Origin of the sequence: Streptomyces sp. NBC_00376, assembly GCF_036077095.1 — a bacterium.
Taxonomy (GTDB): Bacteria; Actinomycetota; Actinomycetes; order Streptomycetales; family Streptomycetaceae; genus Streptomyces.
Map to the genome: position 1 here is coordinate 3,687,312 of NZ_CP107960.1, position 21,377 is coordinate 3,708,688.

19 protein-coding genes are annotated in these 21,377 nt (G+C 71.1%); 10 read left to right on the forward strand and 9 right to left on the reverse strand.

What is annotated here, in order from left to right:
- The first annotated feature begins 9 nt into the window (after window positions 1–9).
- The 4 genes from OG842_RS16510 (at window position 10) to OG842_RS16525 (ending at window position 4,367) form a co-directional block, all read left to right on the forward strand.
- Complete coding sequence (locus OG842_RS16510) at window positions 10–1,974, forward strand: urease subunit alpha (protein ID WP_266733630.1); 1,965 nt, start codon at window positions 10–12, stop codon at window positions 1,972–1,974.
- Window positions 1,975–2,087: 113 nt separating this feature from the next.
- Complete coding sequence (locus OG842_RS16515) at window positions 2,088–2,762, forward strand: urease accessory protein UreF (protein WP_266730458.1); 675 nt, start codon at window positions 2,088–2,090, stop codon at window positions 2,760–2,762.
- 31 nt (window positions 2,763–2,793) lie between these two features.
- Complete coding sequence (ureG, locus tag OG842_RS16520) at window positions 2,794–3,489, forward strand: urease accessory protein UreG (protein ID WP_266730460.1); 696 nt, start codon at window positions 2,794–2,796, stop codon at window positions 3,487–3,489.
- Entirely contained in the window at window positions 3,486–4,367 is an 882-nt protein-coding gene (locus OG842_RS16525; RefSeq protein WP_266730461.1) for an urease accessory protein UreD, read from the forward strand. The genes ureG and OG842_RS16525 overlap by 4 nt, the downstream gene beginning before the upstream one ends.
- Before the next feature lie 153 nt (window positions 4,368–4,520).
- On the opposite strand, the gene OG842_RS16530 is transcribed toward OG842_RS16525, so the two are convergent.
- Both OG842_RS16530 and OG842_RS16535 read right to left on the reverse strand, forming a co-directional pair.
- On the reverse strand, window positions 4,521–4,811 hold the full coding sequence (locus tag OG842_RS16530) for a hypothetical protein (protein ID WP_266730463.1): 291 nt from the start codon (window positions 4,809–4,811) through the stop codon (window positions 4,521–4,523).
- Between the two features lie 97 nt (window positions 4,812–4,908).
- The gene (locus tag OG842_RS16535; RefSeq protein WP_266730464.1) at window positions 4,909–5,817 is read right to left on the reverse strand and encodes a nitroreductase/quinone reductase family protein; all 909 of its coding nucleotides are present in this window, start codon (window positions 5,815–5,817) and stop codon (window positions 4,909–4,911) included.
- 293 nt (window positions 5,818–6,110) lie between these two features.
- On the opposite strand from OG842_RS16535, the gene OG842_RS16540 reads away from it, so the two are divergent.
- Complete coding sequence (locus OG842_RS16540) at window positions 6,111–6,917, forward strand: HAD family hydrolase (RefSeq protein WP_266730466.1); 807 nt, start codon at window positions 6,111–6,113, stop codon at window positions 6,915–6,917.
- Between the two features lie 104 nt (window positions 6,918–7,021).
- Here OG842_RS16540 and OG842_RS16545 read toward each other — a convergent pair whose 3' ends face one another.
- From OG842_RS16545 to OG842_RS16570, 6 genes are all read right to left on the reverse strand, one after another.
- On the reverse strand, window positions 7,022–7,477 hold the full coding sequence (locus OG842_RS16545; protein WP_266730467.1) for a hypothetical protein: 456 nt from the start codon (window positions 7,475–7,477) through the stop codon (window positions 7,022–7,024).
- 32 nt (window positions 7,478–7,509) lie between these two features.
- Window positions 7,510–8,103: a TetR/AcrR family transcriptional regulator gene (locus OG842_RS16550; RefSeq protein WP_266730468.1), complete on the reverse strand. Its 594-nt coding sequence runs from the start codon at window positions 8,101–8,103 to the stop codon at window positions 7,510–7,512.
- 234 nt (window positions 8,104–8,337) lie between these two features.
- Complete coding sequence (locus OG842_RS16555) at window positions 8,338–9,225, reverse strand: ABC transporter permease (protein ID WP_266730469.1); 888 nt, start codon at window positions 9,223–9,225, stop codon at window positions 8,338–8,340.
- A complete protein-coding gene (locus tag OG842_RS16560; protein ID WP_266730471.1) occupies window positions 9,212–10,195 on the reverse strand; it encodes an ABC transporter ATP-binding protein in 984 nt (327 codons plus the stop codon). Before OG842_RS16560 ends, OG842_RS16555 begins: the two co-directional genes overlap by 14 nt.
- A 120-nt stretch (window positions 10,196–10,315) precedes the next feature.
- The gene (locus tag OG842_RS16565; protein ID WP_266730472.1) at window positions 10,316–11,593 is read right to left on the reverse strand and encodes a LolA family protein; all 1,278 of its coding nucleotides are present in this window, start codon (window positions 11,591–11,593) and stop codon (window positions 10,316–10,318) included.
- 217 nt (window positions 11,594–11,810) lie between these two features.
- Window positions 11,811–12,821: a polyprenyl synthetase family protein gene (locus OG842_RS16570; RefSeq protein WP_266730474.1), complete on the reverse strand. Its 1,011-nt coding sequence runs from the start codon at window positions 12,819–12,821 to the stop codon at window positions 11,811–11,813.
- Between the two features lie 156 nt (window positions 12,822–12,977).
- Here OG842_RS16570 and OG842_RS16575 point away from each other — a divergent pair, with 156 nt between their 5' ends.
- From OG842_RS16575 to OG842_RS16595, 5 genes are all read left to right on the forward strand, one after another.
- The gene (locus OG842_RS16575; protein ID WP_266730476.1) at window positions 12,978–14,477 is read left to right on the forward strand and encodes a peptide MFS transporter; all 1,500 of its coding nucleotides are present in this window, start codon (window positions 12,978–12,980) and stop codon (window positions 14,475–14,477) included.
- An 8-nt stretch (window positions 14,478–14,485) separates the two neighbouring features.
- Window positions 14,486–16,480, forward strand: a complete 1,995-nt coding sequence (locus tag OG842_RS16580; RefSeq protein ID WP_266730478.1) for a CocE/NonD family hydrolase — start codon at window positions 14,486–14,488, stop codon at window positions 16,478–16,480.
- A 169-nt stretch (window positions 16,481–16,649) separates the two neighbouring features.
- Window positions 16,650–17,879 (forward strand): fumarylacetoacetase, encoded by a 1,230-nt coding sequence (fahA, locus tag OG842_RS16585; protein WP_266730480.1) that lies wholly within the window; start codon window positions 16,650–16,652, stop codon window positions 17,877–17,879.
- A complete protein-coding gene (locus tag OG842_RS16590; protein ID WP_266730482.1) occupies window positions 17,876–18,559 on the forward strand; it encodes a GOLPH3/VPS74 family protein in 684 nt (227 codons plus the stop codon). Before fahA ends, OG842_RS16590 begins: the two co-directional genes overlap by 4 nt.
- A gap of 112 nt (window positions 18,560–18,671) precedes the next feature.
- Window positions 18,672–19,286 (forward strand): Uma2 family endonuclease, encoded by a 615-nt coding sequence (locus OG842_RS16595; RefSeq protein ID WP_266730483.1) that lies wholly within the window; start codon window positions 18,672–18,674, stop codon window positions 19,284–19,286.
- A gap of 31 nt (window positions 19,287–19,317) precedes the next feature.
- Here OG842_RS16595 and recQ read toward each other — a convergent pair whose 3' ends face one another.
- Complete coding sequence (gene recQ / locus OG842_RS16600; RefSeq protein WP_401873494.1) at window positions 19,318–21,303, reverse strand: DNA helicase RecQ; 1,986 nt, start codon at window positions 21,301–21,303, stop codon at window positions 19,318–19,320.
- Between the last annotated feature and the right edge of the window lie 74 nt (window positions 21,304–21,377).

A 21,377-nucleotide genomic window follows, 5' to 3' on the forward strand; every position in this document is an offset into this window, starting at 1 on the left:
AGCAATGTACTGAAGCGAGCCGATTACGCCGCTCTGTACGGGCCCACCGCCAAGGACCGCGTCCGCCTGGCCGACACCGCCCTGACCGTCGAGATCGAGGCTGATTGGAGCGGCGGTCCGAAGCACAGCGGCAACGAGATGATCTTCGGCGGCGGAAAAGTGATCCGGGAGTCGATGGGAATGTCCCACATCCCCCGGGACGGGGACGCCGGCGGCCGCACCCCGGTGGACACGGTCATCACCGGTGCGCTGATCCTCGACTGGTGGGGTGTCGTCAAGGCCGACGTCGGGCTCCGCGACGGTGCGATCGCCGCGATCGGCAAGGCGTACAACCCCGAGACGATGGACCCGATCCCGGACGACGGGTTCGAGATGCCGGACCGTACGTCCCCGAGCGACGAGCTGCCGGAGACGGTTCGGCCGACGAACTTCGTGGTCGGTCCGAGCACCGAAGTCATCTCCGGCAACGGGCGGATCCTCACCGCGGGAGGCGTGGACACCCACGTCCACTTCATCTGCCCGGAACAGATCCACGAGGCCCTCGTCTCGGGCGTGACCACGCTCATCGGTGGCGGCACCGGCCCCGCCGAGGGCAGCACGGCCACCACCGTGACCCCGGGCGAGTGGCACATCACCCGGGTCTTCGAAAGCCTGGACTCGTACCCGGTCAACATCGGCCTGCTCGGCAAGGGCAGCACGGTGAACGCGGACGCCCTCAACGAACAGGTCGACGCAGGCGTCATCGGGTTCAAGGTCCACGAGGACTGGGGAGCCACGCCCGCCGTGATCGACGCGGCGCTGGACGTGTGCGAAAGCCGTCAGGTCCAACTGGCCCTGCATGCCGACTCACTGAACGAATCCGGCTTCCTGGACAGCACCCGCGACGCCTTCACGAGAGACGGCAGGAAGCGCTCCGTCCACATCTTCCACGTCGAGGGCGCCGGGGGCGGCCACGCCCCGGACATGATCGAACTGGTCAAAGAGAAGAACGTGCTGCCCGCTTCGACCAACCCGACCCGCCCGCTGACGGTGAACACCGTCAAGGAGCACGTCGACATGATGGTGGTCTGCCACCACCTCAATCCGGACATTCCGGCGGACATGGCCTTCGCCGACTCCCGTATCCGGCCGTCCACCATGGCCGCGGAGGACCTCCTCCACGACATGGGAGCCATCTCGATGATGTCCTCCGACGCCCAGGCGATGGGACGCATCGGCGAGATGATCATGCGCACCTGGCAGACCGCACACGTCATGAAATCCCGGTACGGCCCTCTGAAGGAGGACCTCGCCAACGCGAAGGTCCGCCCGATCGCTGACGACGCCGACCACTCCCACAACGCGGAGAGGCTGGTCCCGAACGACAACTACCGGGCGCGCCGCTACGTCGCCAAGTACACGATCAACCCCGCCATCACGCACGGCATCGACGGTCACGTCGGTTCCGTGGAGACCGGGAAGCTCGCCGACCTGGTGCTCTGGGAGCCGAAGTTCTTCGGCGTCAAGATGCACATGGTCCTCAAGGGCGGGCAGCTCGCCTACGCGCAGGTGGGCGATGCCAACGCGTCGATCACGACCCCGCAGCCGTTCCTGCCGCGAGCGGTCTGGGGCTCCACCGGCCGTTCCCCCCTGAGCAACTCGTACAACTTCGTGGCACCGGGCGTGGCCGACAAGCTGAACCCGCGAGTCGTCACCGTCCAGGACAGCGGCGGGAACGTCACCGAGATGACGACCGGTGGGCTCGGCCTCGGCAAGAAATTCATGGACATCTCGACGAGCATCCGGGACGTCACCAAGGCCGACATGAAGCTGAACGACACGGTGCCGGAGAGTCTCCACGTCGACCACAACAGCTTCGAGGTCACCATCGGAGGTGCGACCACAGGGGACGCCCGCACGGAACTCAACGGAGCGACCGTGCCGCGTTCCTACGTCAGTGAAGTCCCCATGGCTCAGAGGTACTTCCTCTTCTGACCGGCCTCTGCCCAAACGGCGACGCCGTCACCACAGCAGTGGTCCGGGCAGGCACCCGTGCCCTCCCGGACCACTGCGCCATCCCACCCCGCGAAAGGCAGCCCGGATCACCCATGAGCCGTGCCGCACTGCTCCTGCTGGCCGACGGCCGCTTCCCCGCCGGCGGGTACGCCCACTCCGGCGGCGTCGAAGCCGCGGTCGCCCACAAAGCCGTACACGACATCAACAGCCTCGAAGCCTTCTGCCGCGGGCGCCTGCACACCACCGGTCTGACCACGGCCGGCCTGGCCGCCGCGGCCGCCGCCGGCTGCGACCCCCTGATGCTGGACGATGCCGCCGACGCACGCACACCCGTCCCCGCGCTGCGCGCCGTGGCCCGCAAGCTCGGCAGGCAGATGATGCGCGCGGCACGCGCCACCTTCCCGTCCGCCGAACTCGACCGCCTGGCCGCCGAGCGACCCCGGGGCGCCCATCAGCCCATTGTCCAGGGCGTCGCCGCCCGAGCCGCCGGGCTCACCCCTCAGGACGCCGCCTGTGCCGCGGCGTACGAGGCCGTCGGCGGCCCGGCCACCGCGGCGGTGCGCCTGCTCAGCCTCGATCCCCTGGCCGCCTCGTGGCTGCTGGCACGCCTGAGCACGGAGGTCGACACCGTCGCCGCGGACGCCGCCGGCGCGGCGGCCCGCGTGGAGACCGAAGGTCTTGACGCCCTGCCGTCGGCGTCCTCTCCACTGCTGGACATCACCGCGGAACAGCACGCCGCCTGGACCGTGCGGCTCTTCGCCTCCTGAACCCGCCCCTGCCCCTGCCCCTGGAGCTTCCATGCACCTCGATCACCCCGTGACCATGCCCCACCGCCACACCTACAGCGCCGAGCCGCTGCGCGCGGACGGCAGCCTCCGCGCCTTCCGCGTCGGCCTGGGCGGTCCCGTCGGCTCCGGCAAGACCGCCAGCGTCGCCGCGCTCTGCCGCACGCTGCGCGACAGGCTCTCCCTCGCCGTCGTCACCAACGACATCTACACCCGCGAGGACGCCGAGTTCCTGCTGCGCGAGGCCGTGCTGCCGCCCGAGCGGATCACCGCGGTGGAGACCGGAGCCTGCCCGCACACCGCGATCCGGGACGACATCTCCGCCAACCTGGAGGCCGTCGAGCACTTCGACGAGACCCTCGACCCCCTCGATCTCGTGCTCGTCGAGTCCGGTGGCGACAACCTCACCGCCACCTTCTCCAAGGGCCTCGTCGATGTGCAGATCTTCGTCATCGACGTCTCCAGTGGCGACGACATCCCCCGCAAGGGAGGACCCGGCATCACCACCGCCGACCTCCTCGTCATCAACAAGACCGACCTCGCTCCGCACGTCGGTGCCGACCTCGCCACCATGGCGGCCGACGCCGAACGGCAACGCGGCGCCCTTCCAGTCGTCTTCACCAGCCTCACCTCCGACGACGGCATCCACGAGATCGCCGAGTGGATCACCGGGCACGTCACCCGGTGGCGCGCGAAGGCGGCGGCATGAGCTCCGGCTCCCGACTCGCTGAGCCCGGCCCCCCGCTCGATCCCACCGTTCCCGCCGATACCGCCGTCCCAGCCGTCCCCGCCGATATCGAGGCATCCTGCGGACACCCGGACGGTGTGCGTGCCACGGCCCGCATCCGTGCCACGTACAACGGACGCGTCACCACTCTCCCGCAGCTGCGCAGTGACGGCCCGTTCCATCTGCGCCGCGTGCGCACCGGCGGACGGGCTGCCACGGTGGGGATCATCGGTGCGATGAGCGCCCCGCTCGGCGGCGACCGACTCGCCCTCGACGTCACCGCCGAAGAACGGGCCGAACTGGAGGTCACCACGGCCGCCGCCACGCTCGCCCTCCGCGGTCCCACCACCGCGCCGGCCACCTACGACGTACGGCTGACCGCTGGGGAGCACGCCTGCCTGCGCTGGCTGCCACAGCCACTGATCAGCGCCGCCGGCAGCAACCTGCGCCAGACCTGCACCGTCACTCTTGCCGCGACCTCGCGGCTGCTGCTGCGCGAGGAGCAGATCCTGGGCAGATCCGACGAGAAGCCTGGCCACCTCGTCAGCCGCATCCGGGTCCACCACGCCGGCCGCCTGCTGCTCGACCAGCAGACCGCCTACGGGGACCCGGCGCCCGGCTGGGACGGCCCCTCGGTCCTGGACGGACACCGCGCCGTCGGCCAACTCCTCGTCGTGAAACCGGATCTGGACATCGGCCGAGCCCCCGTCCTGCTCCGTAACGGGATCAAGGACGGCTGTGCGGTTCTCGCACCTCTGGCCGGTGGCCCGGCACTGCTTGCCACCGCTGTCGCTCCGGCCTCCTCGGCCCTGCGGGAGCTGCTCGACGAAGCACTCGGACACGCCCTCGGCGAGCAGTAAGTCGCCGGGGCGCCCTGCTCCGGCGAGGCACCGCACTTCGCCGCGGTCGGCGCGGTCGGCACGGCCGGCCGCTGAGGTCCGCTCCGGTGGAGAATGCCCCGGCGGTCACGAGGACCGCCGGGGCTCAGGAGAAGCGAGGATCGACCAGCAGGGTCAGCGGATGAAGACGCTCCCGCCGAACTCCGACACCTCCGAGCCCCCCGGCGCGACAACCCCGAGGATCGGGCCGGAGCAGTCCGCGCCCTGGAAGATCACTGCCAGGTCATTGGTGTAGTTCTCGACGCTGAGCGGCCAACGGTCGGAGGGGTAGCACCCGGTGGGGTCGCTGTAGACCGTGCCGTTGACGACCAGGTCCCCCTGGGCCGCACTGGCCGACTGGGTGACCGAAACGGAGAGCATTGCCGCGGCGGCGAGGGTGCCGAACGCGGTGAGGACGCGACGCATAAGGGTTCTCCCGGCTGTTGCGAGGGCTGCTGCGAGGGCGCCCGATGCACCCTCACAAAATGATTACCATGCGTAGCCATTGATTGCTCAGCGTGACTCACACGGGAGGGGCTGGAGGCCACGGGACATCGGCCAACAGGGGCAGGATCTGCTCCTCCTCGTAGTCGAGGTGGGCGTTCAGCTCCGTTGACATCCTGTCCAGCTCGGTGTGGAAACGCTCGGGATCGGTGATGCCGATGTCCGCCAGCAGGGCCACCAGCTCGCCCTGGATGCGGGCGACCGTGCGGTGCTCGTCGGCGAGCCGGGCGAAGGTGTCCGTCAGGTGCGGGTGGTACCGGGCGATGCCGGGGAACAGGTGGTCGTCCTCGCTGGTGTGGTGGAACTGCAGCGACTGGCAGAACGCCAGGCACCGCTGCCTGATCTGGAGTCCGAGGCCCGGGGGCGGGGGCGCGCCGGGGCCCCGGTGGGCGGCGCGTGCGGCGAAGTGGGCGTCCACCTCCGCCTTCACCTGGTGCAACTGGCCCCGCAGCCAGGTGTGGACCTCCATCACCTTGCCCGCGAGGGTGGTGATCTCGCGGGACGGCTCCCAGCCCTCGGGCTCGGCACGTTCCAGCGCGACGACCGGGAGGAGCCGGGAGGTCCGGGCCTGGTAGTCGGCGTAACCGGGTGCCGTCCTCACGGCGTGCGCGAACAGTTCCTCGCGCCGCGCCCCCTGCGCGGGGACCGCGAGGGCCTGGAACGTCCGGGTGCCGAGCTCCACCCGGACCACGGGGTGGGCGAGCAGGTTGCGGTACCAGTCGGGGTGGCGCGGGGCGCCGAGGTTGGAGCCGATGACCAGCAGTGCGTCGCCTTGGCGGACGTAGCCGAGGGGTGTGGTGGTCTCCTTCCCCGACCTCGCGCCGGTGGTGGTCAGCAGGAGCAGGTCGGCGCCCTCGAAGGGGCCGCCGACCTTCCCTGCGCTGGCGCGGAACTCGTCGATGACGGACTGGTTGAAAGATGTGGGCATGCGTTCTCTGTCTCCGTGGGAACGGGTGAGCGCCATGCGCGGCCCATGACGGTGCACGCTGCCGGGCATGCGGAACGGAAGGAGGAGCGCGACCAGCGGTCGCGGCTGCGTCAGATGCAGGGCGCGGAGTATGAACTCATGACGGGCCCCTCGGTGAAGGGTGTTCGCCCGAGCACCGGCCGGCCCACTGCTCTTTGGCCGGCGTCACGCGACACCGGGTTCATTACACGCATCCCGGTGGGGGCCTGTCAACGCACGCCCGTCCGCGCTGCGGGCGCTCCTAGTCTTGGGCCATGCCCATCCCACCCGCATATGCCCTCGTCGCCACCGACCTGGACGGCACCCTGCTGCGCCGTGACGACACCGTGAGTCCCCGCACCCGCGCCGCGCTCGCCCTGGCCGCCCGCGCCGGGGCCCGGCACCTCGTGGTCACGGGGCGGCCCGTGCCCGCGATACGCGGGCTGCTCGACGCACTGGACTACCGGGGGCCGGCGGTGTGCGGGCAGGGGACGCAGTTGTACGACGCCGGGTCCGGGCGGCTGGTGCACGCGCTCACCCTGGACCGGGAGGCCGCCGACACCGCGCTCGGCAAGATCGAGGCCCAGGTGGGGCCGGTCTTCGCGGCCGTGGACCAGGACGGGGCCGAGGGGCGGACCCTGATCGAGCCGGGCTTCGCGATGCCTCATCCGACGCTCCCCGCCCAACGGACCCGGCACCGCCAGGAGTTGTGGTCCCAGCCCGTGGTGAAGGTGCTCATCCGGCACCCCGATCTCGGGGACGACGCGCTGGCCGCGGCGGCCCGCGACGCCGTCGGCGATCTCGCCGGCGTCACGCTCTCCGGCCCCGGCACGGTCGAGCTCCAGCCGTTCGGCGTCGACAAGGGGACCGGGATGGCGCTGGCCGCCGAGTACCTGGGGGTTGCCGCGCGCTCCGCGATCGCCTTCGGGGACATGCCCAACGACCTGCCGATGTTCCGCGCCGCCGGGTACGGCGTGGCCATGGCCAACGCCCATCCGGAGCTGCGGGCGGCGGCGGACGAGGTGACGGCGTCGAACGAGGACGACGGGGTCGCCGACGTGCTGGAGCGGGTGTTCGGCTGAGCGGTGGGTGTCGGCTCAGCGGTGCGTGTCGGCTCAGCGGTAAGTACGCGGCGGCTGAGCGGTGGTACGCGTTGGCCGAGTCGTCCGTACCGTCCGGCGGGGCGTCAGAGCGACATCAGGCAGTAGAGCCGGTGCGGCGCGGGGTGGGCGCGTGCCTGCTCGGCCAGGTCCGCCAGCATGTCCAGGAAGCCGGCCAGCTCGTCGGGCGGGGCATCGCCTCCGAACTCCTCGATGTGCGAGCAGGCTTCGGCCACCGCACCGAACCCGCCGGGTCTCGCGGCCGCGAGCGCGTCGCGCAGCTCGTCGGTGAGCGTGACCAGCCAGCGGGACTCGTCCTCCGGGGAACTGAGCAGCCGGTTGAAGCGCGGGAGCGAGGTGACGTCGTCGTACGGCGTGCCGGTGAGCATGCCCTCGGCCTGGCCCAACTGCACGTACGGCTCCACCCCCTTGACCGGGAGCACGGGGAGGCCGGCCTCCTCGATGCCCTGGTCGAAGGCGGCCAGGGCTGCCGGGTCGTCCGGTGCGCTGAAGTAGTCGTACAGGTTTCCCATACGTCGCATGCTCGCACGCCCCTCTGACGGCCACTCCGCCCTCACGGCTCCGGCGGCACCCCGATCGCCCGCAGCGCATGCGCGACCAGGGCCGCGATCTCCTCCTCGTCGTGTACCGGCTTGCGCAGGACGTGCCGGTAGTACATCGGGCCGTACAGCATCTCCACGGCCAGCGGAAGATTCGCGTCCGGCGGGATCTGTCCCTGTTCCTGGGCCCGGCGCAGGCGGGTGACCGCCTCGTCGAAGCGGGGGTCGACCAGCTTCGCCCGGACGGTCCGCGCCAGTTCGTCGTCGTGGTGCATCTCGGAGAGGATCCCGGCGTACGCGGGGCCGAAGGGCGGTGTGTTGATAAGCCTCACCGCGCCCGCCAGATTGGTCCGGAGATCGGCTGCTATGTCGCCGGTGTCGGCGAACGGCGTCGTGTCGACCAGTGCGTCGGCGAACGCCTCCAGGATCACCGCACTCTTCGACGGCCACCAGCGGTAGATCGTCTTCTTGCTGACACCCGCTCTGGCCGCGATGGCCTCGACGGTGACGCGGCCGTACCCCTTCTCCGTACACAGTTCGAGAGCGGCCTCCAGGGTCGCCCTCCGTGATCTCTCGCTGCGGCGCAGTGAACTCGGCGATGTGATCATTCGGTGAGCATAAGCGGGCTTGAACCAGCCCTTGTTGACAGCCTGTCGCCAGAGGTCGAACAATACTCAGGCGGAAACGGAACGTGCCGTGTCGCGTCGTTCCGCAATTCGCACCGTTCGTGCCGTTCGTGCCGCGACGAGCCGATCGGGGGACGGCTCGCCCGGCCGACGGCGCGGGCGGGCGTTGCACCCCGTGCGTCAGGAAGCCTCGGGCGCCCCCAGAAGTTCCGTGCCTCAGGCCGTGATGTCCTTCGTCGTGAACCGGGCCCAGGCCGCCGAGCCGAACACAGCCGCGTACAAGCCCTGAAGCCCCAGGTTCTTGACCACTTCGTCCCAGTAGACGGGCGCGCGCAGCAGGTCCGCGTACGACATCCAGTAGTGCGGGAAGAGATACGGGTGCAGCGCGCTCAACTGCGGGATGCCGTCCACGATCTGTACGGTGATCAGCAGCCCGACCGTCGCCGCCATGGCCGCGATGCCGCTGCCGGTGAGGGTCGAGACGAACAGGCCGATCGCCGCGAACCCGATCAGTGACGCCGCGACGACCACCGCGATCAGCCCGGCGCGCAGCAGCCCCTCGCCGAAGCCGATCCGGGTCCCCGAGATGGTGGTGACCTCCCCCACGGGGAAGAGCAGCGAGCCCACGACGAGCGCGGACAGGGCCACGACCAGGGTCGCGACCAGGCAGAACACCACCACCGAGGCGTACTTCGTCAGCAGCAGCCTGGTCCGGCCGGCCGGGGCGACCAGCAGGTAGCGCAGGGTTCCCGCGTTCGCCTCGCCCGCGACCGAGTCGCCCGCCACGACCCCGACGGCCATCGGCAGGAAGACCGGGAGCGTCACGGCTAGGGCGGCGAAGACCAGGAAGAGCCCGTTGTTGGTGATCTGGGAGAGGAACGCCGGGCCTCCCCCGCCGCCGCCCGGTCCCGGCGAGGAGCCGTCGTTCGTCTCGATCCGCACCGCGATGCCGATCAGTACGGGCACGGCGGCCAGCACCCCGAGCAGTGCCAGGGTGCGCCAGCGGCGGAGTGTGGTGGTCAGTTCGGAGCGGAGGAGCCCGAAGGTCCACAGCGGGCTCGGCGCCCTGCCCGCCCCGGCGACCGCGGCTTCAGCCTGCGACATCGAAACCCTCTCCGGTGAGTGCGACGAAGGCGTCCTCCAGTGAGGCCCGTTCGACGCCGAAGGACCTCAGCCGTACACCGGCGTGCACCAGCGCCGCGCTGAGGTCGGCGAGTTCGACGTCGCCCGGCGGGGCCTCGGCGCTCACCCGGTCGCCGTCGACCGTGATCCCGGTGACGCCCAGTTCCTTGAGGACCCGGGCGGCGTCGCCCGGGTCGGGGGTGGTGACGGCCAGCCGGCCCCGGGCACCCGCGGCGAGTTCCGCGACCGGGCCCTGGGTGATCAGCCGGCCCCTGGCCATCACCGCGGCGTGCGTGCAGACCTGCTCGATCTCGTCGAGGAGGTGCGAGGAGAGGAAGACGGTGGTGCCGTCCGCCGCCAGTTCCCTGACCAGGGTGCGGATCTCCCGCATGCCCTGCGGGTCCAGGCCGTTGGTCGGCTCGTCGAGCACGAGCAGCCGGCGCGGCTGGAGCAGGGCGGCGGCGAGGCCGAGGCGCTGCTTCATGCCGAGCGAGTACGCCCTGGCCTTCTTTCCGGCCGCCGCGGCCAGCCCGACCCGGTCCAGGGCCTGGTCCACCCGGGCCCGGCGGGTGCGCGGATCGGCGGTGGGGTCTGCGGAGTCGTAGCGCAGCAGGTTGTCCCGGCCGCTCAGGAACCCGTACAGCGCGGGCCCCTCGATCAGCGCGCCGACCTGCGGGAGCACGGTGCGGGCGGCGGCCGGCATGGGACGGCCCAGCAGCCGAGCGGTGCCGGACGTCGCTTCGATGAGGCCCATCAGCATCCGGATGGTGGTGGTCTTGCCCGAGCCGTTGGGGCCGAGGAAGCCGAAGATGCTGCCGCCGGGGACGCTGAGGTCGAGGCCGTCGACGGCGAGCTGGCCGCCGCGGTAGCGCTTGGTGAGGCCCCGGGTCTCGATCACGGCTCCCGGCTCGGTGACCGCCGTCGGTTCGACGACGGTCCCGGACTCTGTCATGCGTACTCCCCATGGGTCGGGCAGGGCCCGTCCGCCGGACGGGCGATGGCGACCCGCCCCGCCGTACGGAGCGTACGGCGGGGCGGGTCGGCGGTGCGGGAAGCGCGGCGCCCCCCGGCGTCAGGAGGCGCTGTTCGCCGCCTTGACCAGCGCGTCCTTCGTGACCGCGCCGACGTACACCTTGCCGTCGTCCGTCATCAGGGCATTGACCAGGCGGGTCTTGAAGACCGTGCCCGAGCCGAACTTGCCGGTGACCTTGTCGCCCAGCGCGTCCAGGAACTGCTGGGCCTCGGCCGGGACATCGCCCGACGCCTTCGAGGGGAGTCCGGTGGCGCCAGGGGTGGTGATCTCGGCGATCGCGCTCCAGCCCTCGCCGATGACCTTCGTGTTCTTGGCGCCCGGCTCCCCGGCGCCGAGCTGCGCGGCGTCGGCGCCCGGGATCAGGTCGCCGAGGCCCTTGTCGGCCTTGTGCTGCGCCTTGGCGTCGTCGGCCTCGGTCACCTCGGTGCCCTTGGGCGGGGTGAAGGTGAACAGGGAGGCGTCCGGCTTGGCGAAGTCGACCTCGGTGAACCCGGCGTCGACAACGGCCTTGCCACCGGCGGCCGGAAGCAGCGTGAACTTCAGCGGCACACCGCTCTTCGCGTCGACCGCGACCGTGACCGAACCGATCGTGGAGCCGCTCTGCTTGGGCTTCACGACCAGCTTGTACGCGTCGCGCCCGGCTACCTGCGCGGTGCCGTCGACCGTCACCGACGTGGTGGGACCGGCGGCCTTCAGCACCTGCTCGGCGAGTGCCTTCGGGGTGGTGGGCACGCCCTCGGGAACGGGGTGCCCGGACTTCTTCCCGGCGTCCCGGCCGGCGTCCTTGCCCGCCTGCTTCTCGGTGGCGTGGTACGCCTGGTCGGACTTGCTGTCGTACGCCCAGACCTGATCGCCGTTGTGGATCAGGCTGTACTCGGACGCGTTGTCCAGGATCGACAGCCGCTGCTTGTCGGGGCCGTCGGCGGCGATCCGGAGGGTGTGCGTGCCGGATGCCAGCTCCGTCATCCGCTCCTGCGGGTCGGCGCTCGAACCGCCCTTGCCGCCGTCGCCGCCCGCGCCGCCCGGGGCGAAGGATTCGGCCAGGCCGCCGAGCGACGGGATGCCGAGGTCCGTGCTGATCTTCACCGTGCCGGAGAGCTGCTCGGTGTCCGAAGCGGCGATCTTCTCGATGAGTTCCTGTGCGCCGATCTTCGGCAGATCGGGGTCGCCGCTGCTCGCGAGCGCCGGGACGAGCCCGATCGTCGCGGCCGCGACACCCGCCACCGCGACCGGGACGATGTAGCGCGCCGCCTTGCGGCGGCCTGCGGCGGTGCCCCTGGTCCCGCCGTTGGTCTCTGCGCTGTCGTTCGGTGCCATCTGTGCCCTACCTCCGTGGTCGGCGGCTTCCGTCCGGTTGCACTCGTCCACTCCGTGCCGCCATTCTCACCCGGTTTGGTCAGGAGTGGTTGTTCTCCATCTGACCAAACCGGGGGCACGGAGGCGTCAGCCCCCGGGTGCAACTCCGCGTACCTCTTCGGTATGACACCGCACGGCGTTCGCGCCCCCGTCCAGTAGGGGACACCGAGGAGACGGATCAGCCCGCGCGGTGCACCACCGCGTCGCACAGCTCCAGCAGCGCGGACTTGGCGTAGCCCTCGGGCAGCGGCGTCAGCGTCGCGCGCGCCTCCTGGGCGTACCGGACGGTGTCCCGCCTGGCCTGCTCCAGCGCCGGGTGGGCGCGCAGCCTGCGCAGCGCCTCGGCGTGCCGGGCGTCGTCGCTGAGGTCGCCGTCGAGCAGCTCGACGAGCTCCAGGTCCTCCGGCTTCCCGTCGGCCGCCGCCTGCGCCCGCAGGTGGAGGACGGGGAGCGTCGGGATGCCCTCGCGCAGGTCGGTGCCGGGGGTCTTGCCGGACTCGTGGGAGTCGGACGCGATGTCGAGCACGTCGTCGGCGAGCTGGAAGGCGACGCCGAGCCGTTCCCCGTACTGGGTGAGGATGTCGACCGCGGACTCGTCCGCGCCGGCCATCATCGCGCCGAACCGGCAGGCCACCGCGATCAGCGAGCCGGTCTTGCCGCGCATCACTTCGAGGTAGTGCTCGACCGGGTCGCGGCCTTCGCCCGGCCCCGCGGTCTCCAGGATCTGGCCGGTTACCAGCCGCTCGAACGCCTCCGCCTGGATGCGTACGGCCTCCGGGCCGAGGTCGGCCAGTATGTGCGAGGCGCGGGCGAAGAGGAAGTCACCGGTCAGCACGGCCACCGAGTTGCCCCAGCGGCTGTTGGCGCTGTCCACGCCGCGCCGCACGTCCGCCTCGTCCATCACGTCGTCGTGGTAGAGCGTCGCGAGGTGCGTCAGCTCGACGACGACGGCGGCGGGCACGATGCCCGGCGCGTCGCGGTCACCGAACTGGGCGGCCAGCATCGCCAGCAGCGGCCGGAAACGCTTGCCCCCGGCGCGTACGAGATGCTGCGCGGCCTCCGTGATGAAGGGCACGCCGCTCTTGGTGGCGTCGAGCAGCCCGGACTCGACAGCAGCCAACCCGGCCTGGACATCGGCCTCAAGTGCCTGGTCCCGCACGCTCAGCTCGAACGGCCCGACGACGGTCACGAGGGGATCTCCTGTCTGCTGACGATCACACGGAATGTCGATGTGTCGCTGTCATCACTCAAGTCAGCGTATCCGGTCCCCTTTGGATCAACGTGGGCGCCTTCCCGCCACCGCCGGTATGTTCGGGATCAGCTCATACGATCAGGAGTCACCCCTTTGTCCCACACGGCCACCGACACCGAACCGAGTCAGCCGCCGCCCGAAGACGACCATGCGTTTTTCGGCCAGCCGCGGGGGCTGATGACCCTGTCCGGCCTGGAGGTCTGGGAACGGTTCTCGTTCCTCGGCATGCAGGCGATCCTGGTCCTCTACTTCGCCGACACCGTCGCCCACGGCGGCATGGGCATGGAGCCCGGCACCGCGGCCTCCGTCTCTGCCGCCTACGGCACCCTGGTCTACCTGGTCTCCGTCGCGGGAGGCTGGCTGGCCGACCGGATCCTCGGCTCCTACCGCGCCGTCCTGTACGGCGGAATCCTCATCGCCTGCGGGCATTACGCCATGGCGGTGCCCACCGACACCATGACGTGGGTCGGCCTCGGGCTGATCAGCGCCGGAACCGGTCTGCTCAAGCCCAATGTGGCGACCATGGTCGGCAAGCTCTACCGCACCGACGACGAGCGCCGCGACGCCGGCTTCGCCCTCTACTACATGGGCATCAACATCGGTGCGTTCCTCGGCCCGCTGGTCACCGGCTGGCTCGGGGACCACGCGAGCTGGCACTGGGGCTTCTCGGCCGCCGCCTTCGGCATGACGCTCGGGCTGATCCAGTACGTACTGGGCCGGCGTCACCTGGCCGGGCGAAAGCACAGCGCCGAATTCGCCCTCGCACCAGCACCCATGCGCCGCGCCATTCGGCTGATCGCGGCCGGCGCCGTCGTGGTCGCCGCCGTCGCCACCGCGCTCGCCCTGGCGGGCTGGCTGACCATGGACCGCTTCGTCGACCTGCTCACCCTGATCTCGGTGATCGCACCGGTCGTCTACTTCGCGGTGATGTTCCGCAGCCCGCAGGTCACCTCTCAGGAGCGCGGCAGGCTGCGCCCGTACGTGGTGCTGTTCCTGGCCTCCGTCGTCTTCAACTTCATCCTCTTCCAGGCGTACTCGACGATGATGCTGCTCGCGTCGACCAACGCCCGTACCGAGATCTTCGGCTTCCACTTCCCGGCGAGCTGGTACGCCTCCGCGCTCGGCGCCTTCGAGGTCGCGCTCGCCCCGGTGGTCGCCGCCGTCTGGGCCCGGATGGGCCCGCGTCAGCCGCACGCCTCCAACAAGATCGCGATCGGGGTGATCCTCGGCGGCCTGTCCTTCCTGCTGATGGTGCTGCCGACCTCCGGGCACTCCGGCGACACCTACAAGATGGCCGCCTGGTGGATCGTCGGCTCGTACCTGCTGCTGGGGCTCGGCGACATCCTGCTGGAGACCTCCGGCATGTCCGCGACCACCAAGCTCGCCCCCAAGGCGTTCGCCAGCCAGACGATGGCGCTCTGGTTCCTCTCGCTGGCCCTCGCCAACGGCATCCAGGCACAGGTCGTGAAGCTGTACGGCGAGGTCTCCAACCCCGCCTACTTCGGTGTCAATGGCGCGATCGCGGTGGTGGCCGGTGTGGCCGTCATCGCCGCCGCACCCTGGCTCAAGCGCACCATGCACCCCGTCCACTGAGGTAAGCCATGCACATCCGCACCACGTTCCCGTACGACACCACCCATGAGGACGTCCGCATCCCGCTGCCGGACGGCACCCGGCTGTACGCCCGGATCTGGCGGCCCGTCACCGACGAGCCGGTGCCCGCGCTCCTGGAGTACCTGCCCTACCGGCTGAGCGACTGGACGGCGCCGCGGGACTGGCAGCGCCACCCCTGGTACGCGGGCCACGGCTACGCCTCCGTCCGGGTGGACGTGCGGGGACACGGCAACAGCGAGGGGCTGCCGGGCGACGAGTACGACGCGACGGAGCTGGCCGACGGCGTCGCCGTCATCCACTGGCTGGCCCGGCAGCCGTGGTGCTCCGGCCGGGTCGGCATGTTCGGCATCTCGTGGGGCGGCTTCAACTCGCTCCAGATCGCCGCGCTGGCCCCCGAGCCGCTGAAGGCGATCGTCACCGTCTGCTCGACCGACGACCGCTACGACAACGACGTCCACTACATGGGCGGCTCGGTGCTCGGCGTCGACATGCACGCCTGGGCGGCCACCATGCTCGCCTTCGTCTCCCGGCCGCCGGACCCGGCGCAGGTCGGCGACGGCTGGAAGGACATGTGGCTGAAGCGGCTGGAGACCGTGGACCCGTTCATCCACACCTGGCTGGCCCACCAGACCCGCGACGACTACTGGAAGCACGGCAGCGTCTGCGAGGACTACTCCGCGATCCGGGCGAGCGTCCTCGCGGTGGGCGGCTGGCACGACCCGTACCGCGACACCGTGCTGCGGCTCGTCGAGCGCCTGGACCCCGGCCGGGTCCGCGGGCTGATCGGGCCCTGGTCGCACCAGTACCCGGACCGCGGGCTGCCGCCGGGGCCGTCGATCGGCTTCCTCCAGGAGACGCTGCGCTGGTGGGACCAGCACCTGAAGGACAAGGACACCGGCGTCATGGCCGAGCCGCTGCTGCGGGCCTGGATCAGCGAGTCGCACCGTCCCGCCACGGTGTACGAGACGCTGCCGGGCCGCTGGGTCGGTGAGGACAGCTGGCCGTCCCCGAACGTCGCGCCGGTCGTGTACGCGCTCGGGGGCGGGCCGCAGACCGTCGACTCGCCGCAGCAGACCGGGCTGGACGCCGGACGCTTCTTCCCGTTCGGCAACGACGCCGACCTGCCGCCCGACCAGCGCGACGAGGACGCCAAGTCGGTCTGCTTCGAGTTCCCGGTCCAGGACGCGCCGATCGAGATCCTCGGCCGCCCCCGGGTGAAGCTGCGGATCCGGATGGACGCGCCGCGCGGCCAGGCGATCGCCCGGCTCTGCGACGTCGCGCCGGACGGCTCCTCCACGCTGGTCACCCGGGGCGCGCTCAACCTGTCCGCCCGCCATGGCCGCGACCGCGCGGAGGACTGGCCGGTGGGCGCCACCGAGGACGTGACCTTCGAGCTGAACGGCATCGGGCACACCTTCCCGCCCGGCCACCGGATCAGGCTCGCGGTCTCCTCCTCGTACTGGCCGTGGATCTGGCCGCAGGCCGGGTCGGTGGGCTTCGTCCTGGACGCCGACGGCAGCCTCGTCGAACTGCCGGTGCGTCGCTCCGTGGAGGACCCCGCGATCCGGTTCGAGGAGCCGGAGCAGTCGGAACCGCTCGGTGTCGTGTACCCGGTGACGCTCGACGAACAGCGCCCGGAGCGGCTGGTGGTCCGCGATGTCGCCAAGGGCGAATGGCGGCTGGAGGTCGACCCGCGCTACGGCGGCACCCGCGTCTATCCGGACGGCCTGGAGTTCACCGAGGACGCGCTGGAGACGTACACGATCCAGGAGAACGACCCGCTCTCCGCACGCACCCGCTCCGACTGGGCGATCCGGCTGCACCGGCCGGAGATGGCGTGGGACGTACGGATCGAGACCCGCTCCGAGATCGGTGCGGACGACACCGACTTCATCACCTCCGACGAGGTGGTCTGCAAGGAGGGCGGCGAGGTCGTCTTCCACCGGACCTGGGAGAAGCGGATCCCGCGCACGGCCGGCTGACAGGACCGGCTCTGCCCACCGCCGTGCCCCGGACACCCGTCGCCGTGCCTCGCGCGCCCGGGGCACGGCGGAACTTTCCGGGCATCAGGGGCGGTTGGGACACTCCCGCGAGGGGGTGGCGGCGACGTAACGTGTCCCCCAAGCGACCTGGAAAGCGAGGCAGCAACACATGCCCGAGCAGAGCAGCCCGCTCGATCTGGCCGAGGGCGACCCCTTCGGTCCGCACAACCTTCCCTACGGAGTGTTCTCCACCCCCGATCACCCCGAGGACCGCCGGGTCGGCGTCCGCATCGGCAACCACGTACTGGACGCCGGAGCCGCGGCCCACACGCTCGGCTCGCCCTACGCGCAGTTCCTCGCCCAGCCGGACCTGACGGCGCTGCTGTCGGCCGGCCGCACCGCCTGGCGGGACGTCCGGCGGGCGCTGACCGCGTGGGTGACGGTCCCGGCCCACCGCGCGGACATCGAACCGCTGCTGCACCCGGTCGATTCCGTGACGCTCCATCTGCCGTACGCGGTCGCGGACTACGTCGACTTCTACGCGAGCGAGAACCACGCCACCAACGTCGGGCAGATCTTCCGGCCGAACGCCGAGGCGCTGACGCCCAACTGGAAGCACCTCCCGATCGGTTACCACGGCCGGTCCGGCACCGTCGTCGTCTCGGGCACGGACGTGGTGCGCCCCTCCGGCCAGCGCAAGGCGCCGACCGATGCGGCGCCCGTCTTCGGCCCCTCCGTGAAGCTGGACATCGAGGCCGAGGTCGGCTTCGTCGTCGGCGTGGGCTCCGAGCAGGGCCGCCCGGTCCCGCTCGGCGACTTCCGCGATCACGTCTTCGGGCTCTGCCTGCTCAACGACTGGTCGGCGCGGGACATCCAGGCCTGGGAGTACGTCCCGCTCGGCCCGTTCCTCGGCAAGTCCTTCGCCACCTCCGTATCGGCCTGGGTGACACCGCTGGAGGCCCTGGAGTCGGCCCGGATCGCACCCCCGGCCCGCGACTTCCCGCTGCTCCCCTATCTGGAGGACGCCGACGAGGACGAGGACGGCGGCCTCGACCTGCGGATCTCCGTCGCGATCAACGGCCAGGTCGTCGCCGAGCCGCCGTTCGCCACGATGTACTGGACGGCGGCCCAGATGCTGGCCCAGATGACGGTGAACGGCGCGTCGCTGCGCACCGGCGACCTGTACGGCTCCGGCACGGTCAGCGGCGCCGAGCCCGGCCAGCGCGGCTCCCTCCTGGAGCTGACCTGGAACGGCCGCGACCCGCTGGACCTCCCGGACGGCAAGCGCACCTTCCTGGAGGACGGCGACACGGTGACGATGACCGCCTGGGCCCCGGGCCCGGACGGCACCCGGGTCGGCATCGGCGAGGTCACCGGACGGATCGTGCCGGCGTCATGACCCCGCCCGCCCTGGAACTCACGCTCCCCGAGGAACTGCTGCTGCTCGCGCTGGACCCGCAGCGCGGCAAGCCGCAGTGCTCCGGCCGTTCCCTGTCGTACGGGGCGGCGGGCGCGGTGCTGCGGGAACTGGAGCTCCAGGGCCGGGTCACCGGACAGGGCGGCCGGACACGGGTGGTCAGCCCGCTCGCTCCCGAAGACCCGCTCCTCGCCCAGGTCCTGGGAAGCCTGTCGGACCCGGGCGTGGGCGGGCTCGCGGGCGGCGTCGACACGCCGCTGTGGATACGCCGGACCGCCCCGCACATCGAGGAGCTGTGCCTGGAGCACCTGGTACGCCGCTCGGTCCTGCGCAGGGAGACCCACCGCCTCCTCGGCCTGTTGCCGTACCACCGCCACCCGGCGGCGGACCCGGCCCTGTCGCTCGCCGTCCGCGACCGCTTCACGGCCGCCGAGGCCGCCGGCTTCCCGGACCCACGCAGCCGCACCCTGGCCGCCCTGGTCTCGGCGATCGGCCTGTCGGGCGCGGTGTCCCGGGGCGGCCTGCGGGACCGTTGGACGATGCGCGACCTGGTGGACGAGGAGTGGACCGCACACGCGGTGCACCGGAACGTCCGCCAGGACCGGGCGAACCGGAACGGCAGGAGCCGGCACAGCGGGGGCGGGGGCTCGGGGGACGGCTGAGGGGCGCGGCGCGTCAGCTTCGCACAGGCGTTCATGCGTTCATGGGAACCCTCTTCAGTTCCCGGCAGATACGCTGAAAAGTCCCGCGAGACTCTGCGTCATGGGAGCACTGATGAGCGTCGAACCCGAGGCCCCCGAGCCGCGGTGGGCGGTTCCGCCCGTGGGCGGCTGGACCGCCGATGACCTGGACACACTCCCGAATCTGCCTCCGCACACGGAGCTGATCGACGGGAGCCTTGTTTTCGTGAGTCCGCAGACCCTGTTCCATTCGCGGGCGGTCGACTTCTTCAACTGGCAGCTGCAGTCGCTGGCACCGCACGAATTCGAAGTCGTGCGCAAGTTCACCATCGACATCGACCGCTACAACCGGCCCGAACCCGATGTGATCGTCGTGGACGGCGAGATCATCCAGGACCCGAACCAGACCCGCTTCCCCGCCGAGTCCGTGCAGCTGGCCATCGAGGTCGTCTCCCCGGAATCCCTGACCCGGGACCGGGAGACCAAGCCCGTGAAGTACGCACGGGCGAAGATCCCTCACTACTGGCGGGTGGAGAACCACGACGGCCGGGCGGTGGTCTACGTCTTCGAGCTGGAGCCGTCGACCGGGGCCTACACCTCCACCGGGATCTTCCACGACCGGATGAAGGTCTCCGTCCCCTTCCCCGTCGATCTCGACCTCACCGCGATCACCGCGCGCCGCCGGGCGGCGGACCCGGCCCCGGAGTAGACCGGTCCGAGGCGCCGCCCGCCCGCCCCACTCACTCGTACTCGGGCGGCTCCTCGTCCCAGCCGAACTCGGGGTCCGAATCCGGGGCCGCCAAAGCCGCCGGGGCCGGTACGGCTCTCAGGGACGGGGCCGGGGCCTCCGCACCCGCCCCCGCCGCCCCGAACGTCGCGAGCACCTCCAGCACCCCCTCCCCGTACGTCGCCAGCTTCTTCTCGCCCAGGCCGCTGATCCCGCCCAGCCCGGACACCGAGTCCGGCCGCACCGTGGCGATCTCGCGCAGGGTCGCGTCGTGGAAGATGACGTACGCCGGAACGCCCTGCTCCTTCGCCTGGGCACCCCGCCAGGCCCGCAGCGCCTCGAAGACCGGGACGGCCTCGGGGGCCAGATCGGCGGCGGCCGCCTGGGACTTCGACTTGCGTTCGGCCTTCGTGGAGCGCGACGCGGGCTTGGGTGCCTCCTTGCGGAGCAGCACCTCGCGCTGCCGGCCGAGCACGGAGCCGCTCTCCTCCGTGAGCACCAGCGTGCCGTACTCGCCCTCGACCGCGAGCAGCCCCTGGGCGAGCAACTGCCGTACGACACCGCGCCATTCGGCCTCGGCCAGCTCCTCGCCGATGCCGAAGACCGAGAGCTGGTCGTGGTCGAACTGGATGACCTTGGCGGTCTTGCGGCCGAGCAGGATGTCGATGATCTGGCCCGCGCCGAACTTCTGCCCGCGCTCCCGCTTCAGCCGCACCACGGTCGACAGCAGCTTCTGCGCGGCCACCGTGCCGTCCCAGCTCTCGGGCGGGGCGAGGCAGGTGTCGCAGTTGCCGCACTCCGCCGACGTGGGCTCCTGGCCGAAGTACGTCAGGAGCTGGGCGCGGCGGCAGCGGACCGTCTCGCACAGGGCGAGCATCGAGTCCAGGTGGGAGGCCGCCCGGCGGCGGAACGCCTCGTCGCCCTCGCCGCCCTGGATCAGCTTGCGCTGCTGGACGACGTCCTGGAGCCCGTAGGCCATCCAGGCCGTGGACGGCTGCCCGTCACGGCCGGCGCGGCCGGTCTCCTGGTAGTAGCCCTCGACGGACTTCGGCAGGTCGAGGTGGGCGACGAAGCGTACGTCCGGCTTGTCGATGCCCATGCCGAAGGCGATGGTCGCGACGACGACCAGGCCCTCCTCGCGCAGGAACCGGGACTGGTGGACGGCGCGCGTGCCCGCGTCGAGCCCCGCGTGGTACGGGACGGCCTCGATGCCGTTGCGGCAGAGGTATTCGGCGGTCTTCTCCGTGGAGTTGCGCGAGAGGCAGTAGACGATGCCCGCGTCCCCGGCATGCTCGTCCTTGAGGAAGGAGAGCAGCTGCTTCTTCGGGTCGGCCTTCGGCACGATCCGGTACTGGATGTTGGGCCGGTCGAAGCTGGCGACGAAGTGCTTGGCGTCGGGCATGCCCAGACGCTGGGTGATCTCCTGGTGCGTGGCGTCGGTCGCGGTCGCCGTCAGGGCGATGCGCGGTACGTCGGGCCAGCGCTCGCCGAGGACGGAGAGGGTCAGGTAGTCCGGGCGGAAGTCGTGGCCCCACTGGGCCACGCAGTGCGCCTCGTCGATCGCGAAGACGGAGATCTCGGCGCGCGAGAGCAGCGCGAGCGTGGAATCCAGGCGGAGCCGCTCCGGGGCCAGGTAGAGCAGGTCGAGCTCTCCGGCGACGAACTGGGCCTCCATCGAGCGGCGCTCGTCGAAGTCCTGCGTGGAGTTGATGAAGCCGGCCCGCACGCCGAGCGCCCGCAGCGCGTCCACCTGGTCCTGCATCAGGGCGATCAGGGGCGAGATCACGATGCCCGTGCCCGCTCTGACCAGGGCGGGGATCTGGTAGCAGAGGGACTTGCCGCCACCGGTCGGCATGAGCACGACGGCGTCGCCGCCCGCCACCACGTGGTCGACGATCGCTTCCTGCTCGCCGCGGAACGCCTCGTACCCGAATACCTTGTGCAGCGTCCGCCGTGCGTCGCTCTCGGTCACATCCATGGTCCCGCCCGTCGTGCCCATCGCTCTGTCCCCCGGGTCCGTCCCGCTTTTTCGTCCGTGTTGCCGCCGTCCCCTGCCACGATAGGCGCCGCGTA

What these genes read in the sequence shown, in the direction of transcription:
- OG842_RS16515 (WP_266730458.1), top strand. Translation starts at nt 2,088, where the DNA reads ATGAGCCGTGCCGCACTGCTCCTGCTGGCCGACGGCCGCTTCCCCGCC.
- OG842_RS16590 (WP_266730482.1), top strand. Translation starts at nt 17,876, where the DNA reads ATGACCCCGCCCGCCCTGGAACTCACGCTCCCCGAGGAACTGCTGCTG.
- OG842_RS16595 (WP_266730483.1), top strand. Translation starts at nt 18,672, where the DNA reads ATGAGCGTCGAACCCGAGGCCCCCGAGCCGCGGTGGGCGGTTCCGCCC.
- OG842_RS16535 (WP_266730464.1), bottom strand. Translation starts at nt 5,817, where the DNA reads ATGCCCACATCTTTCAACCAGTCCGTCATCGACGAGTTCCGCGCCAGC.
- OG842_RS16555 (WP_266730469.1), bottom strand. Translation starts at nt 9,225, where the DNA reads ATGTCGCAGGCTGAAGCCGCGGTCGCCGGGGCGGGCAGGGCGCCGAGC.
- OG842_RS16550 (WP_266730468.1), bottom strand. Translation starts at nt 8,103, where the DNA reads ATGATCACATCGCCGAGTTCACTGCGCCGCAGCGAGAGATCACGGAGG.
- OG842_RS16545 (WP_266730467.1), bottom strand. Translation starts at nt 7,477, where the DNA reads ATGCGACGTATGGGAAACCTGTACGACTACTTCAGCGCACCGGACGAC.
- ureG (WP_266730460.1), top strand. Translation starts at nt 2,794, where the DNA reads ATGCACCTCGATCACCCCGTGACCATGCCCCACCGCCACACCTACAGC.
- OG842_RS16540 (WP_266730466.1), top strand. Translation starts at nt 6,111, where the DNA reads ATGCCCATCCCACCCGCATATGCCCTCGTCGCCACCGACCTGGACGGC.
- OG842_RS16580 (WP_266730478.1), top strand. Translation starts at nt 14,486, where the DNA reads ATGCACATCCGCACCACGTTCCCGTACGACACCACCCATGAGGACGTC.
- fahA (WP_266730480.1), top strand. Translation starts at nt 16,650, where the DNA reads ATGCCCGAGCAGAGCAGCCCGCTCGATCTGGCCGAGGGCGACCCCTTC.
- OG842_RS16560 (WP_266730471.1), bottom strand. Translation starts at nt 10,195, where the DNA reads ATGACAGAGTCCGGGACCGTCGTCGAACCGACGGCGGTCACCGAGCCG.
- OG842_RS16530 (WP_266730463.1), bottom strand. Translation starts at nt 4,811, where the DNA reads ATGCGTCGCGTCCTCACCGCGTTCGGCACCCTCGCCGCCGCGGCAATG.
- OG842_RS16525 (WP_266730461.1), top strand. Translation starts at nt 3,486, where the DNA reads ATGAGCTCCGGCTCCCGACTCGCTGAGCCCGGCCCCCCGCTCGATCCC.
- recQ (WP_401873494.1), bottom strand. Translation starts at nt 21,303, where the DNA reads ATGGGCACGACGGGCGGGACCATGGATGTGACCGAGAGCGACGCACGG.
- OG842_RS16565 (WP_266730472.1), bottom strand. Translation starts at nt 11,593, where the DNA reads ATGGCACCGAACGACAGCGCAGAGACCAACGGCGGGACCAGGGGCACC.